Source organism: Pseudomonas sp. 09C 129, from assembly GCF_002843625.1.
In the GTDB taxonomy this organism is placed as follows: Bacteria; Pseudomonadota; Gammaproteobacteria; order Pseudomonadales; family Pseudomonadaceae; genus Aquipseudomonas; species Aquipseudomonas chlororaphis.
Genome location: NZ_CP025261.1, coordinates 424,545 through 437,323, shown reverse-complemented (window position 1 = coordinate 437,323; position 12,779 = coordinate 424,545). Strand labels below are relative to the sequence as shown.

14 protein-coding genes are annotated in these 12,779 nt (G+C 59.1%); 6 read left to right on the top strand and 8 right to left on the bottom strand.

Going from position 1 to position 12,779, the window contains the following annotated elements:
• Positions 1-122 precede the first annotated feature (122 nt).
• From CXQ81_RS02110 to CXQ81_RS02075, 8 genes are all read right to left on the bottom strand, one after another.
• Positions 123-623, bottom strand: coding sequence for an outer membrane beta-barrel protein (locus tag CXQ81_RS02110; RefSeq protein ID WP_101336367.1), 501 nt, complete (start codon positions 621-623; stop codon positions 123-125).
• A gap of 392 nt (positions 624-1,015) precedes the next feature.
• Positions 1,016-1,945, bottom strand: a complete 930-nt coding sequence (locus CXQ81_RS02105; RefSeq protein WP_007924519.1) for an AraC family transcriptional regulator — start codon at positions 1,943-1,945, stop codon at positions 1,016-1,018.
• Positions 1,946-1,977: 32 nt separating this feature from the next.
• Positions 1,978-2,328, bottom strand: coding sequence for a hypothetical protein (locus CXQ81_RS02100; protein ID WP_101336365.1), 351 nt, complete (start codon positions 2,326-2,328; stop codon positions 1,978-1,980).
• 162 nt (positions 2,329-2,490) lie between these two features.
• On the bottom strand, positions 2,491-2,733 hold the full coding sequence (locus CXQ81_RS02095) for a hypothetical protein (protein ID WP_178081040.1): 243 nt from the start codon (positions 2,731-2,733) through the stop codon (positions 2,491-2,493).
• A gap of 274 nt (positions 2,734-3,007) precedes the next feature.
• Positions 3,008-3,490: a hypothetical protein gene (locus CXQ81_RS02090; RefSeq protein ID WP_101336364.1), complete on the bottom strand. Its 483-nt coding sequence runs from the start codon at positions 3,488-3,490 to the stop codon at positions 3,008-3,010.
• On the bottom strand, positions 3,487-4,305 hold the full coding sequence (locus CXQ81_RS02085) for a transcriptional regulator (RefSeq protein ID WP_007924524.1): 819 nt from the start codon (positions 4,303-4,305) through the stop codon (positions 3,487-3,489). The genes CXQ81_RS02090 and CXQ81_RS02085 overlap by 4 nt, the downstream gene beginning before the upstream one ends.
• A 430-nt stretch (positions 4,306-4,735) precedes the next feature.
• Positions 4,736-5,197, bottom strand: a complete 462-nt coding sequence (locus CXQ81_RS02080) for a hypothetical protein (protein ID WP_101336363.1) — start codon at positions 5,195-5,197, stop codon at positions 4,736-4,738.
• Between the two features lie 135 nt (positions 5,198-5,332).
• Positions 5,333-6,013 (bottom strand): DUF3313 domain-containing protein, encoded by a 681-nt coding sequence (locus CXQ81_RS02075; RefSeq protein ID WP_101336362.1) that lies wholly within the window; start codon positions 6,011-6,013, stop codon positions 5,333-5,335.
• A 924-nt stretch (positions 6,014-6,937) separates the two neighbouring features.
• Between CXQ81_RS02075 and CXQ81_RS02070 the strand changes: the two genes are divergently transcribed.
• Genes CXQ81_RS02070 through CXQ81_RS02045 form a run of 6 tightly spaced genes read left to right on the top strand, consistent with a single transcriptional unit; the run spans position 6,938 to position 12,777 of the window.
• The gene (locus CXQ81_RS02070; protein WP_007924527.1) at positions 6,938-8,017 is read left to right on the top strand and encodes a Gfo/Idh/MocA family protein; all 1,080 of its coding nucleotides are present in this window, start codon (positions 6,938-6,940) and stop codon (positions 8,015-8,017) included.
• Entirely contained in the window at positions 8,007-9,116 is a 1,110-nt protein-coding gene (locus CXQ81_RS02065) for a DegT/DnrJ/EryC1/StrS aminotransferase family protein (RefSeq protein WP_009041455.1), read from the top strand. Before CXQ81_RS02070 ends, CXQ81_RS02065 begins: the two co-directional genes overlap by 11 nt.
• The gene (locus tag CXQ81_RS02060) at positions 9,116-9,628 is read left to right on the top strand and encodes an NUDIX hydrolase (RefSeq protein ID WP_256593449.1); all 513 of its coding nucleotides are present in this window, start codon (positions 9,116-9,118) and stop codon (positions 9,626-9,628) included. The genes CXQ81_RS02065 and CXQ81_RS02060 overlap by 1 nt, the downstream gene beginning before the upstream one ends.
• Positions 9,625-10,731, top strand: coding sequence for a DegT/DnrJ/EryC1/StrS aminotransferase family protein (locus CXQ81_RS02055; protein WP_007924530.1), 1,107 nt, complete (start codon positions 9,625-9,627; stop codon positions 10,729-10,731). The genes CXQ81_RS02060 and CXQ81_RS02055 overlap by 4 nt, the downstream gene beginning before the upstream one ends.
• Complete coding sequence (locus CXQ81_RS02050) at positions 10,712-12,082, top strand: NAD(P)/FAD-dependent oxidoreductase (protein WP_101336361.1); 1,371 nt, start codon at positions 10,712-10,714, stop codon at positions 12,080-12,082. Before CXQ81_RS02055 ends, CXQ81_RS02050 begins: the two co-directional genes overlap by 20 nt.
• A complete protein-coding gene (locus tag CXQ81_RS02045) occupies positions 12,079-12,777 on the top strand; it encodes an HAD family hydrolase (protein WP_101336360.1) in 699 nt (232 codons plus the stop codon). The genes CXQ81_RS02050 and CXQ81_RS02045 overlap by 4 nt, the downstream gene beginning before the upstream one ends.
• The last annotated feature ends 2 nt before the right edge of the window (positions 12,778-12,779 follow it).

The following is a 12,779-nucleotide window of genomic DNA, read 5'->3' as shown; positions in this document are numbered from 1 at the left end:
TGGCTGGCTACCGGCGTCCGACATCGCTCCGACGCCGGTCTGCCGTGGTTCAGGCGGCAAGTCCAACATAGAGATGTGAGGCACGTTGAGCGGCCAGTCTGGCCGCTCGATGCCAGCGGGCGTTACCAGAGAATAAAAGCGGACGCCGTTGTCTGATTCAGGTTGATGTCGCCGACTTCCAGCACTTCATATTCGGCGCGAAGACCGATGTTGCGAAACACATCAAACTCGACGCCGGCACCGTAGGTCATATTCATCCCGGTATCATCGTCGCTGGCATTCCCGTCGGCATCCCAGGCATGGGCACCGACACTGCCGAAGACGCGCACCCGCTCTCCCAGCGGAAAGCCGAGGTGGGCACTAGCCTGAACGGATTTACCATCGAAATCGAGGTCCTCGTCCTTGAATTGGCCGAGATCGACGAATGCGCCCTCAAAGGCCAGATAACTGTTGACGCGATAACCTGCAAAAACCTTGTAGCTGTAGTCCTCATCGCTCAGATGGGTTTTGTCGGTTTCGATGCTGCTCACGCCTGCGCCAAGATACAGGCCTCTGTCATCGGCCAGTGCCTGAAAAGACAGCAACGAAAGCAGTGAAACGAAGCCAATTTTTCGCAATAGCATGTGAAATAAAATCCTCTACAGGTTTATCGATTGGGTTATCTGAATTCGATTGATCGCGAGGCCGATAACGACATTGATTGATTTTGATGCGTGACATCGCCCAAAAAGAAACGCGGGAGTTATTGATAGAAACAACTAACTACTGCTGCAGCGAAGTTTTCAAAGCAAGAGTATTAGTAACAATCAATCAACCAGGCCAATGCGACTCCACATAAATAGGCGGCGAGGCAATAGAAGATCTTCTGTTTGAGCGACAGTGCATTTAATCGATAGCGCATGCTTATTCGTCCCTTGAGTTGGAAATAATCAATATTGGCCATTGGGCTTGGCGGATGAAAACTATTGATTGTCATTTCTTGGGCTTGGTGCCGCTGCAGGGAGCTGCGAAGCCATCAGTTCGTGGCGTTGCGCCTGGCTGTCTCTGACGGAGGCTCCCCATAGGCGTCCTGATAGGCCTTGGAAAACCGGCCCAGGTGGTGGAAGTTCCAATACATCGCGGTTTCGGTAACCGTTGGCCAGGTGTTGCGGATCAAGTCTCGACGAACATTGGCGAGCCGCAGGTTCTTAATATAGGCGATCGGCGAAATTCCGAAAGTTTCGGAAAAGCCGTGGTGCAAACTGCGCGAGGTGGTTTCAAACTGCATGACCAGCGCGGTGATATTGAGCGATTTCTTGGTGTTCTGGTGAATGTAATCCATGACTTCTGTCGCGACTTTCCTTCTTCTCGGAGGGTAAAGTTCGGAGCGATTAGCAGGCGTCAGGGCCCGTAATAGAGAAGCCAGCAGAACACTTTCAATGGCGGCGCGGCGGCGCTGTTTGGCGTCGATAAAATAAGTGCCAATTTTCTGCAGGGCAGCTTGAATCAGCTTGAAGTTCGCAGCCTGAAAGCGCTGCTCCTTTCGATGTGCAAATACATCAATCACCGAATGTTCTTTGAGGCACTGTGCATAATGTTCCAGCGTCGTGCTCAGGATGAAAATGGTTTCATTCGGTTCGCAAATGTAATGCACGGGCTCGCGGCTATAGAGCACGACGATTTCGTTAGGCCGCAGTGCGTGGTTGTTCACCAGCGGACGGCCGACGGAAGTCTGTGAAATGACAAAGGTCACAAAGCCATGGGGAACCGAACCGGTCAGGGTGACGGTTGAATCGAACTCCAGCCTGCTGCATTGGAACCTGGAGCTGTGAATGAGCCTGTGTTGTCGAATGCTTGCTTTGCGCTCTGATGGAATGAGGTTCATCCCCCACGACCCAATCGTTCTCTTGGGAGTGCCCGCGGGACTTGACGTTACATGAAAGACGTCATCAGGGATGTTGCGCATGGAATTGAATACTCTTCAGCCAATGGATAGTGCTAAACGGTTTTTTCAGGCGTCGATGGCTCTGGGGTAAGCTCCAGTGCTGCTGAAAAAACGTACGTATCGCTTGTTGGCAAATTCAGGTTTTGAAGTTTGCACAACGCTGTTTTCGAACCGAAGATCGCTGTTTTCTGAGCTGTTGGGTCGATGGTCGCTGCATCAAAGGCAAAGTAATCGCTGGCTGGATAGTCGCTGCGAATCCTGTAGTTGGACTGTTCATCGGCCAATGTCTTTTTGCGGTTTTCAATAGTGGTCAGGTCAGGCCGGTAGACTTCCTCATCCTTGATCATGGCCTTGAGCGAAAGCACGACACCCAAAGAGACGGTTACGAGATTTTTCAGCAGCATTGATGTGCGTTCCCCTATTAATGATTTTCAGGCAGAACACAGCGTCAGCCGTGGCCTGTGAATAGTCTTGCGATGCGTATTAAGGTCAGAACTCAGGTGGTCGATGATCAAATAGCGGATTGCGTTTTTTCAAAGTCCGGCCAGCCCGCTAAGGAGCCATGATCAAATGGAAATTAATGAAGATTCTTGAACTTCATTAATCGTGTCCGGTGGCGGGAAAGGAACAGGAAGATCCATCGTACCTTCGTCGTTATGCTGTTCATTTTCAAAGTAGATTTTCAACTGCGACAGTTTCAGTTTTTCGTTCGGGCTCAACTCGATCTGGTAGAACTCGATCTCGGTGCTGGCGCTGGAGTGCTCGTTTTGCGCCGCCGAGTAAAAGGGCAGTGCAACCAAAGAGAGCACTGCCAGGATCCTGGTTATCATCGATTTGACGACTCGCAAAAAAAGGTACGTTTGCATCGGGCACCCGCAAGAGTGTTTGAATGAGGGCCGCGGAGCCGGTTTTCTGCCGGGGGCAACAGGCAGGGCTCCGAACGCGACAATGGCGAGATCTTGAGGGGGAGGGAGCGTCTGATTCAAATCAGTGATTATTATTTTTCTGTTTGAATCGGCATTGGCGGACAACGGGCATCAAGCCCCTGTCGCCTGGTCAAGCTCGGGTGGGGTGTGGCAGTGACTAGTGGTTCATGCAGCGCAGGCGACTCAGTTCATGCACATAAACGCACATGGTGTTTTTATCGGTAGTAGGGATCAGTTCGTAATTTAGAACAGCGCCTTCTTGCAGGACGTATTGGCGTTTGAAAAAAAGATCCGGCGTCTTTTCGATGGCGAACAGTTCGTTATCCTGGCTTAACTTGACGGTCCTGATTTTAATTTGAACGTGATGATTACTCTCACGGATAACGTCCGCCGAAATAGTAGAGTTACGAATTTTTCCGTTCAGGCTTTCCAGCGTGGTTTGGGTAAGTCGACCGTGCCCGATGGTCATGTACTCTTCCGTATTGAGTTGGTTCGAATCTTCCAGCCATTGTTGGGTGATGGTTTGATAACTGATGTTTTCCATGTAGTGAGTGGGCGAGTAAGTCAGCGAGAAAATACACGCGGCGTTAATGGCTCCCAGCACTAGCCAATGGGCGGTCGACGATACTGTTGGCTTCATAGGGTGGCTTCCAAACATTGCCGGATCATCAGTGCGAGATCTTTCTGTTCGCTGTGCGATTGCAGGTTTGCAGTGCTTAGATCCGGGCGGACGCACGAAACGGAATAGTTTGATTTAGCGAGATTCAACCAGACCTGGCCTTTCAACTCGGGTGACTGTTGAACCTGTTTCGCCGAAAGATCCCTCAGCGATTGGGCTTCGGCGACCGTGTTGGCCACTGCATGAATGACCAGATCGTTCTGTTTTATGCTGGAAACTTCAATTTTCGGCGTGTCGAAGCCGGAGCGGAAACCGGTAAAGGCACACACGCCCAAGGTCAGGATGTAACCGATCAACTGGGCTTTGGTGATGCGAGTCGATGGCCTGGCTTTTTCCGAAGGCAACGGCAGGGCTTCTTTCGGGTTGGCCTCCAGCACTTCCATGACCGGCTCGACAGGTTGTGCGGCGGTATCTGGCGGCATCGGCAAGTCGGCGGGTGCATTGACTACATACTGGCGATTGAAGCAATAACCTCTTCGCGGAACCGTCATCAAGATCTCGTGATCTCGACTGTCGTTGAGAATGTTGCGAAGGGAAAAAACGGCTTGATTCAAACTGCCGGAGGCGACGACACGGTCATTCCAAGTGTAGTCGATGATCTCTTCGCGGCTTTTAGTCTGACCCGGTTCCATCAGCAGCAGATTCAGTAGACGCGATTCAGCCCTGCCTATCGTGGAGTTTTGCACCTCTCCAAGAGGTGTAGTGATAGAGAGCAAGGCGGTATCCGGGTCGAAAACAACCATGGCGTCGTTTTTCAACTTGAAGGCGTAGCGCATGGGAATCCTTCGTTCAGGTGGTTCTGGCTGAGTATAGAGACGGCGTCGATGGCGCGTGGATGGGCGCGCGAAGTGCAGGGAGAATCACTGGACACTGCTGGAACAGCCCATCAAAAGTCTCATTGGAATCAAGCAAGGAAGTCCACGGGAGTTAATCGCAGGCAGCGATGATGCTCAGTGCGAGTCATCTGCGCCATCCGAAAAGTGCAAGGCAGTGTATCGGACGGCCTGTTATTCAAGCACAAGCTTGCGGCCAGTCATATCCGTCGTGTCGTATTGCCGTGAACCGCTGGACAAGGATTGCAGGCAGAGGGAGAAGGAAAGATGGGGCAGGAGGGAGGGGCGAACGTGCAGGCATTCCAGTGCAGCATGCGAAATTGATTTTCCAATCTGCATCAAGAATGCCTGCGCTGTGTAAAAGTCCGGCGGCTCAAGGCAGGACGTTGTAGCCACGCTGTTGCAGGCAACTGGTGTACACCGAGTTATTGGCGGTGATGTTCTGTTCGCTGGTTTTCAGGTCCTGCCTGCGTTCCTGGCGCTGTCTCGACGCGCCGATCATTGCCCCGGCCGTCGCGGCGCTGCGTGCACGGTTCTGGCGATAGTCCTGCTTGATATCGTCGTCGATCTGGTCGTAGACGTTTTCATGTTGCCGACCCCGGACCTCCGCGGCAGTGGCCCCGGCGATGGCCGCGGTGGTGGCGCCTTTTACCCGGCCACCGGCCGGCACGGTGTTCTGTGTCGGGAACTGCGCGTTGGCCTGCGACTGGCAGGCGCTGGTGTCTTGCTGGATCGTCTGGGAAGTCTGGCCCTTTAATGGAACCACCGTCGCCGCCATCGCACCGAAGCTGGCGAGCAATACAAAGGCCGATAAGGCAAAGCTGAAAATTTTCATCAAGTCGGACTCTCATTGGCCGTCGTTACCCGGCCTGGCGGTTTGTCTTTGTTGCAGACGCAGCGCGACTGCCGTTCCTGAAACCCTGAACCTTTTCGATGCAATGCAACGTTTGCACCCGGGCCTGCGCGCTGGTTACTGCTTGGAAAGCAACGTCTGCATGTCGTTTGTCATGCTTTTGAATGCAGCCTTGAAGTCATTGGCGACTATCGGCTGGCTGGCATTTTCCAAGGTCTCGCCGAACACCTTGCGAACCATCTTGGCGACCGGCAAACCGGTTTTAGCATCGATCAAATCGGCTTCGAGATACAGCTCCGCCGTCTGATCGCGATGACCGGTAGCGGCCTGTGTTGCGCCGACGATTGCAGCGATGGGGACGACCTCATACCAATGCATGCCTTCGTTGCTGGCGCTGACCTGGGTGATTGCCGCCTGCAGGATCAAGGTCCGCGAATGGGGCGCTGCCTGGCGCACACTCGAGACGACCGTGTAGGACGGTGCGAATGCGTTCCTTACGCTGTTGCTGGCGTTGACCTGCAGGTCCCTGAGGGTTTGCAGGTTGACCCGCTCGGTCGCTTTCGGCGAGGGATACAGCATCACTTCCTTGAACACGACGGTGGAATAGGCGTGAGGATCAAACCCTGGCGCTACCCAGCGCAGCACTGTCTGCTCACTGGGCGTGGTGTGTTCTTCCAGGCCCTCATAGTTAGGCAAGAAGCCCGAATATTGCTCTTGCTGCGCCACCTTCGAGACACAGCCGGCCTGGAATACGCAACTCAGGACAACTCCTACGAGCCATTTGTTCGACATGCACATATGTTCTGTTTCCCAGTGTTGAAAGTTGACATTGCGGTTTCCTGAGCTTGCCCCCGATACACGCTTGAGCTGACGCGAGGCGATGCCTGCCTGTCGCTCAAGGCGTAGCGCAATGCTGCCCGTAGGGGCTGGATAATCCGAATCAATAATCCTCAACAATGATCAAACTTCAGCGCCAGGCCCGTGCGGCCTCAGGTCGTGAGATTGCGCAACCCGCTATGCCCGGTCGTCGCGACGCTTGCGCAAAAGACGCAATGGATGGCGCGGGTCAATTTGGCCGCGGGTTCAACGACGCCGGCTCCGGGCCTATATGGCCCGTTGCCTTATGTCCGGATTATTCAAAACAATATGATGAAACGATATAGCAACTGATTTGCGCTCCGAAAAAGGCTGATCTATACCTCCAAGCCACACATTGATGAGGTGTGTGCAAAGCAAGGGCTCACGGAACCGGAGCTCCTGCATAACAAGGGATAGAAACAGCGCTTCAAGGATGATTCAGCCATGCATGCGTATCGGCATTTCGGTCGTTGTTCCGTTTTTAAACGAAGCCACAATTCTTCGATCCAGGTTTTCGGCCAGGTAGCTCATTGCCACCGGCGTTCGATTCGACCTGGTTCCCCTCCTTCCTATTGCCTTCGCGGCGCTATCCCTTCTGTCTATCACGCTTCTATGACTCCTCGGCATCAGCCGGGTGTCGGCGTGTGGCGAGAAACATCCGAGTGTTCCACCCGGGTGACCCTGGGCAACAGCCCGAACGGACTCTGTAAAGGTGATCCGTTGTTCTGAGGCAATCCTGCCTCGATTGAAGCGAATGTCGGACCGGATCGGCTCACCCCGCAGGTGACCCGAGGCGGATCCCGTGTAGTCGTTCGTCCAACCTTTTCATGACGCAGTACCCACTTTTCCAGGATGGAGATGGTTATGACTGTACTCAGAGTTGGCATCGTCGGTCTCGGCGCGCAGATGCAAGAAAACCTGCTGCCCACGCTTCTGCAAATGCCGGATATTCGCATCGTCGCCGTGTGCGACAGCGACCTGACCCGCGCCGGACAGATTCACCGTTTCATTTCCGAGGTCGCGATCACCGACGACTTCGATGAGATGCTCGATACCGCTGCGCTGGATGCGGTGGTCATGGCGTGCCCGCCCCAGGCGCACCGGGACCTGGCGATCAAGGCAATGGCCAAAGGCGTGCATGTCTTCGTCGAGAAGCCGCCGTGCTTCACCCTCGCCGAGCTCGAATACCTGATCGGCGCGGCGCGCCAGGCCCAGGTCGTCACCGGCGTGGGCATGAACTTCAAATATGCCAAGCCCATGCGCCAGCTGCGCGATATGACGCGCACCGAGCAGTTCGGCAAGGTCGTGCACATCCAGCTCAACCACTATGCGAGCAAACCCACCGCGCCGCTGTGGGGGCTGGATTCCACGCTGCGTTCGTTCCTGCTGGCCCAGGCGATTCACACCATCGACCTTGGCGTGACCTTCGGCGGCGGCGAATTGCGCGATATCGAATCCCGGGTCCAGCGCCACGAGGACTCGCTGCTGGTGAGCCTGGAGCTCGGTTTCAGCTCCGGCGCGACGGTCAGCCTGCTGAGCGGGACGATGTTCCCGTACTTCGAATTCGACATGAAGATCGTCAGCTCCAATTCGATGATGGTCGAGCTCAACAACCTCTGGAACATCACCCTGCACGAGCCGGTGCATGGCACCGGGGCAACCGGCACCGCCAAGCGCTGGCGCGGCGCGTGGCAGCCAGGGCCGCTGGATTCGGGTTATGAGCGCAGCGGTTATTTCGGCGAACTGGAGAAGTTCTTCGACGCGGTGCGCAACCGTACGCCTTACGAGGCCAGCTTCGAGAGCCTGCTGCCGACCTTCCGGGTGATCGAGCAGATCTGTCATGCCGACAGCGCCCGCGCCGATGTCGCCCCCGTGCTTGCCCTCCATTCCACCCATGCCGCCAAGTCCCCAGCCTTTCTCGGAGCCCAGACCAATGTCCTCTAATCTCTCCAGCGCCGCCCGCATCTCTGTTTCCGACAAATACCGTCCGGTGTACGCCGACGATCTGCTGACCTTGCAGAACACCCTGGAACGGCCGCTGTCCGGCACCAGCGATGTGGTGGGCGAATACGAGGCCAAGCTGGCAGCCTGGTTCGAGGCGCGGCATGCGATCGCGGTCTCCTCGGGTGGTGCGGCCCTGAGCGTGGCGATCTACGCCGCCGGCGTCGGTCCCGGCGATGACGTGCTGCTGACGCCGAGCTGCCCGCTGTGCACCATCTATCCGATCATCGCCGCGGGCGCCAACCCGATCTTCGTCGACACCCGCCGTCATGGTTTCGGCGCCGACCCGGAATCGATCAAGGCCCGCATCACCCCGCGGACCCGGGCGATCATCGATATTCCGATGTGGGGCTACCCCACCGAAGTCGATGAGCTGCAAGGCCTGACCCGCGAGCTGGGGATCAAGCTGATTCTCGACCTGGCGCATTCCCATGGCAGCACCCTCAATGGCCGGCCGCTGTCGGCCTACGGCGACCTGTCGTGCTTCAGCACCCACGAACGCAAGCCGCTGGCCACAGGTGAGGGCGGATTCATCCTCACCGACGACGACCAACTGGCCCAGCGTTGCCGCGACTACAGCCGCTTCGGTAACCTCAACGGCAAGGACTTCGGCCTCAACTACAAGCTGGCCGCGCTGCCTGCCGCCCTGGGCGCCAACCGCCTGGACTCGCTGGCCGCGCAGATCGAGCAGCGCCGCGCCAATGCCACCTACTTCCTGCAGCAGCTCGACCACAGCAAGGTGCGGGAAAAGGTCATCATCGAGGGCGGACGGACCAACTACTACTTCCTCAACCTGGAGCTGCATTTCGCCGACAACCGGGCCTTCATCGATTATCTGGACGAGGCGGGCATCCCGTCGGACATCAAGCGCTACGGCTGCAAGGCGCTCTACGAGTTCCCGGCGTTGGCCCAGTACCGCAACGACTGCCCCAACGCCGAGGCGCTGCTGGCCAGCATGACCACCATCCCGGTCCATCCGGACATCACCCGCGCCGAACTGGACTACATGGCCGAACGGATCAACCAGTACGGGGCCGCATGATGACGGACGTTCTTGATCGTTCGACCCTGGACCGGCATTTCACGGCCTCGGCGTTCGTGTTGAACCCCGACCGCAAGATGCTCCTGCTGCACCACCGCAAGCTGGGGGTCTGGCTGTATCCGGGCGGCCATATCGAGCAGGGGGAAACCCCTGATGTGGCGGTGCTGCGCGAGATCTACGAAGAAACCGGGATTCACGCCGCCCTGCTGGGCGAGCGTGACCTGGAACTGGCCGATGCCGAGACCGATGTCACTGTGTTGCACCAGCCTTACCGGATCCTCTGCGAATACATCGATGACAAGCGCGGGCCGCATTACCACCTGGACCTGATCTACCTCACCGCCACCGACCTGCGGGCTTGCCCGCCGGAGCGCGAGGTGGAAAACGCGCGCTTCTTCAGCCGCCAGGAAACCGCCGAGCTGAAGATGTTCCCCAACTTCCGGCGCATGGTGGACCGGGTGTTCGCCGATGCCGAGGTGTGGGACATGGTCGGCCGGAAGGTGGCGCCATGAACCAGGCCCTTGCTCAACAGGCCCGGGTCATCGCGGACAAGTGTGGCCACGATACCGCCGACGATGTGCCCGAGCTGCAACGCGCCCTGGCGACAGGGCTGACCGGTACCTCGCAGATCGTCGAGGACTACGAGACCGCGCTTGCCGTGTTGTACGGCGTGCGTCATGTGATCGCCGTGTCGTCGGGGGCCGCTTCGGTCACCGCGGCGCTGGCCGGCGTGCGGTTCCAGCCAGGGGACGAAGTGATAGTCGCGCCCACGTGCCCGATCTGCACCGTCCTGCCGATCCTGTCCCTGGGCCTGGTCCCGGTGTTCTGCGATGTGGCGCCGGACAACTTCGGGCTCGACCCGGATGACCTGCAACGCTGCATCGGCCCGCGGACCTGTGCGGTGATCGAGGTGCCGATGTGGGGCTATCCGATTGCCTCGCACACCACCTGGGCCACCACGCGCCAGGCCGGCATCCCGCTGATCCAGGACCTGGCCCATGCGCACCTGACGCGCCTGAACGGCAGTTGGCTGGCGCAGCATGGCGACATCAGCTGCTTCAGCACCCACGACTGCAAGTTCATGTCCACCGGCGAGGGCGGTTTTGTCATGACCGATGACGACGAGCGTGCCAGCCGTATCCGCGCCTACACCCGCTTCGGCAACCTCACCGGCGAAACCCTGGGCATCAACCTCAAGCTTGGCGGCCTGCAGGCCGCCCTCGGGTTGGCGCGTTCGCGGCAGCTGGAAAGCCGCTTGCACCAGCGCCAGGCCAACCGCCGGCAGCTGCTGGAGCAACTGGACAACCCGGCGATCCGCGAACTGCCGCTGACCCCCGGTGGAGAGGCCAACGCCTATGCCTTGCTGTTGCAGGCGGTGGGGCACGACGGGCGTGAGCTGGTGCACTACCAGCAGCGTCACGGCATCCCTTCGGACATCGGCAAGTACGACAACCAGCCGCTGTACCAGTTGCCGCTGCTGGCGCAGTACCGCCGCGATTGCCCCAACGCCGCCCGGTTGCTGCGTTCGCTGACCACGGTGCCGCTGCACCCGGGCCTGGCGGGCGACGACCTGGCTTACATTGCAAAGGTGCTCAATGACTACTCCCCAGCCTGATACCGCCACGGGCGTTCGCCATGCCGTGGTCATCGGCGGCAGCGTGACGGGCTGCCTGACGGCCGCGGTCCTGGCCCGGCGTTTCCAGCGGGTCACGGTGATCGAGAAGAGCGATTTCTTCGACGAGACCGGCCCGCGCCAGAGCCTGCCCCAGGAGCATCACGTCCACCTGTTGCTGCTGCGCGGCAAGCAGATTATCGAAGGCATCTTCCCCGGCACCCTGAGCGCCCTGGAGCAGGGCGGCGCGCAAGTGGCCGACCTGGGTCACGACGTGAAGTGGTACCAGGGCGGGCGTTGGAAAAACCGCTACCGCAGTGGCATTTATGCCCATTACTGCAGCCGGCGCCTGATCGACAACCAGCTGCGCCGGGCCTTGCTCGGCGTGCTGAACGTCGAGGTGCTGTCGAGCACCCGGGTCACGCAGATCGAGTTCACCGGGGTCGATCCTTCCCGGAGGGTCGAGGCGGTGACCGTCGACGACGGCCACGGCGAGCGGACGCTGCGCTGCGACCTGCTGGTCGACGCCAGCGGGCGTGGCACGCGCTTGCCGACGTGGCTGAAAGAGGCCGGTTTCGGCGAGGTCGAGACCAGCGTGGTCAAGACCGAGCTGGGTTATGCGTCGCGCATCTACCGGCGTCTTCCGGCCTATGCCGAGCAGTGGCAGGTCCTGCTGGTGCTGCCCAAGGCGCCGCTGCAGCGTTCCATGGGGGTGATCAGCCCGATCGAAGGCGACCGCTGGATGGTCACCACCGGTGGCTGGTTCGGTCACTTTCCCGGCAACGATCCGCAGGAGTTCCTGCAGGCGCTGGCGGCGCTTCCGGTGCCGGATATCCATGAGGTGATCCGCGACGCCGAGCCGCTGTCGCCGGTCTACACCTTCAAGATGCCCGGCAGTCGCCGCACGCACTTCGATCGGGTCGAGCACTGGCCGGCCGGGCTGCTGGTGGTCGGCGATGCCTTGAGCAGCATGAACCCGCTGTACAGCCAGGGCATGACCATCGGCGCGCTGGAGGCCGATTGCATCGACCGCCACATCGACCAGGTATTGCAGGGCGCCCAGGGCTTTCGCCAGTTGCAGGGCCGCCTGTGCGAAGTGGTCGATGGCGCCTGGAGCATGGCCACCACCGAAGACTTCCGCTTCCCCGAAACCGTGGGCCAGCGCAGTTGGCGCACGCGTTTCCATCATTGGTACGGCGCCGGCCTGGGCCAGGTCTCGGCGAACAATCGGCGGGCCCTGGAAACCCAGATTGGCGTGACCAACCTGGTGATGGAGCCGAGCAAACTCTACACACCGGCGATCGCCTCGCGTATCGCCCTCAACGCCCTTCTTGCGGAGAAAACCCGACCATGATCGATGATCGACTGCACTTCTCGGGGATCGAACACCTGGTCTTCGACTGGAACGGCACCCTGATCGACGACATCGCCCTGGCGGTCAGCGCGGTCAATCGCTGTGGCGAGCGCTATGCGGTGCCGCCCATCGATGCCGTGCGCTACCGTGCGCTGTTCGACTTTCCGATTGCCGACTTCTACGCCTCCCTGGGGTTCGACCTGCAGCGCACGCCCTTCGCGCGAATCGTCGAGCACTACCTGGAGCATTTCGATACGAATGTCGCGCAGTGCCCGCTGCACGATGGGGTATTCGAGGTGCTGGAGGCGGCGCGCAATGCCGGGATCGGCGTCTCCATCGTGTCCGCCTCGCATTGCGACGTGCTGCGCAAGACCCTGGAAGCCAAGGGCCTGCTCGGGCATTTCGAGCATGTCGTGGGGCTGAGCCACAACCAGGCCACCAGCAAGACCGCCGAGGCCCTGATGCTGCAGGAGAAGCTCGGCACACCGGCCGGGCGCACCCTGTTCATCGGCGACACCCTGCACGACTACGACGTGGCGCGGGCCGTCGGCTGGCAGCCGCTGCTGGTCAGCACCGGCCATCAGGACCTCAACCGCCTGCGGCAGGCCGACGCCCCGGTCTTCGGTGGGTTGGGCGAACTGCTGGGCCATTACGCCAGTGACGAGCGGTGCGCCGTCGTTCACGAGGGAGCCTGATC

Bases quoted from the DNA above. Each gene is read 5' to 3' on its own strand.
- CXQ81_RS02100 (WP_101336365.1), bottom strand. From the start codon at position 2,328: ATGCTGCTGAAAAATCTCGTAACCGTCTCTTTGGGTGTCGTGCTTTCG.
- CXQ81_RS02085 (WP_007924524.1), bottom strand. From the start codon at position 4,305: ATGCGCTACGCCTTCAAGTTGAAAAACGACGCCATGGTTGTTTTCGAC.
- CXQ81_RS02110 (WP_101336367.1), bottom strand. From the start codon at position 623: ATGCTATTGCGAAAAATTGGCTTCGTTTCACTGCTTTCGTTGCTGTCT.
- CXQ81_RS02045 (WP_101336360.1), top strand. From the start codon at position 12,079: ATGATCGATGATCGACTGCACTTCTCGGGGATCGAACACCTGGTCTTC.
- CXQ81_RS02090 (WP_101336364.1), bottom strand. From the start codon at position 3,490: ATGAAGCCAACAGTATCGTCGACCGCCCATTGGCTAGTGCTGGGAGCC.
- CXQ81_RS02105 (WP_007924519.1), bottom strand. From the start codon at position 1,945: ATGCGCAACATCCCTGATGACGTCTTTCATGTAACGTCAAGTCCCGCG.
- CXQ81_RS02075 (WP_101336362.1), bottom strand. From the start codon at position 6,013: ATGTGCATGTCGAACAAATGGCTCGTAGGAGTTGTCCTGAGTTGCGTA.
- CXQ81_RS02060 (WP_256593449.1), top strand. From the start codon at position 9,116: ATGACGGACGTTCTTGATCGTTCGACCCTGGACCGGCATTTCACGGCC.
- CXQ81_RS02050 (WP_101336361.1), top strand. From the start codon at position 10,712: ATGACTACTCCCCAGCCTGATACCGCCACGGGCGTTCGCCATGCCGTG.
- CXQ81_RS02070 (WP_007924527.1), top strand. From the start codon at position 6,938: ATGACTGTACTCAGAGTTGGCATCGTCGGTCTCGGCGCGCAGATGCAA.
- CXQ81_RS02055 (WP_007924530.1), top strand. From the start codon at position 9,625: ATGAACCAGGCCCTTGCTCAACAGGCCCGGGTCATCGCGGACAAGTGT.
- CXQ81_RS02080 (WP_101336363.1), bottom strand. From the start codon at position 5,197: ATGAAAATTTTCAGCTTTGCCTTATCGGCCTTTGTATTGCTCGCCAGC.
- CXQ81_RS02065 (WP_009041455.1), top strand. From the start codon at position 8,007: ATGTCCTCTAATCTCTCCAGCGCCGCCCGCATCTCTGTTTCCGACAAA.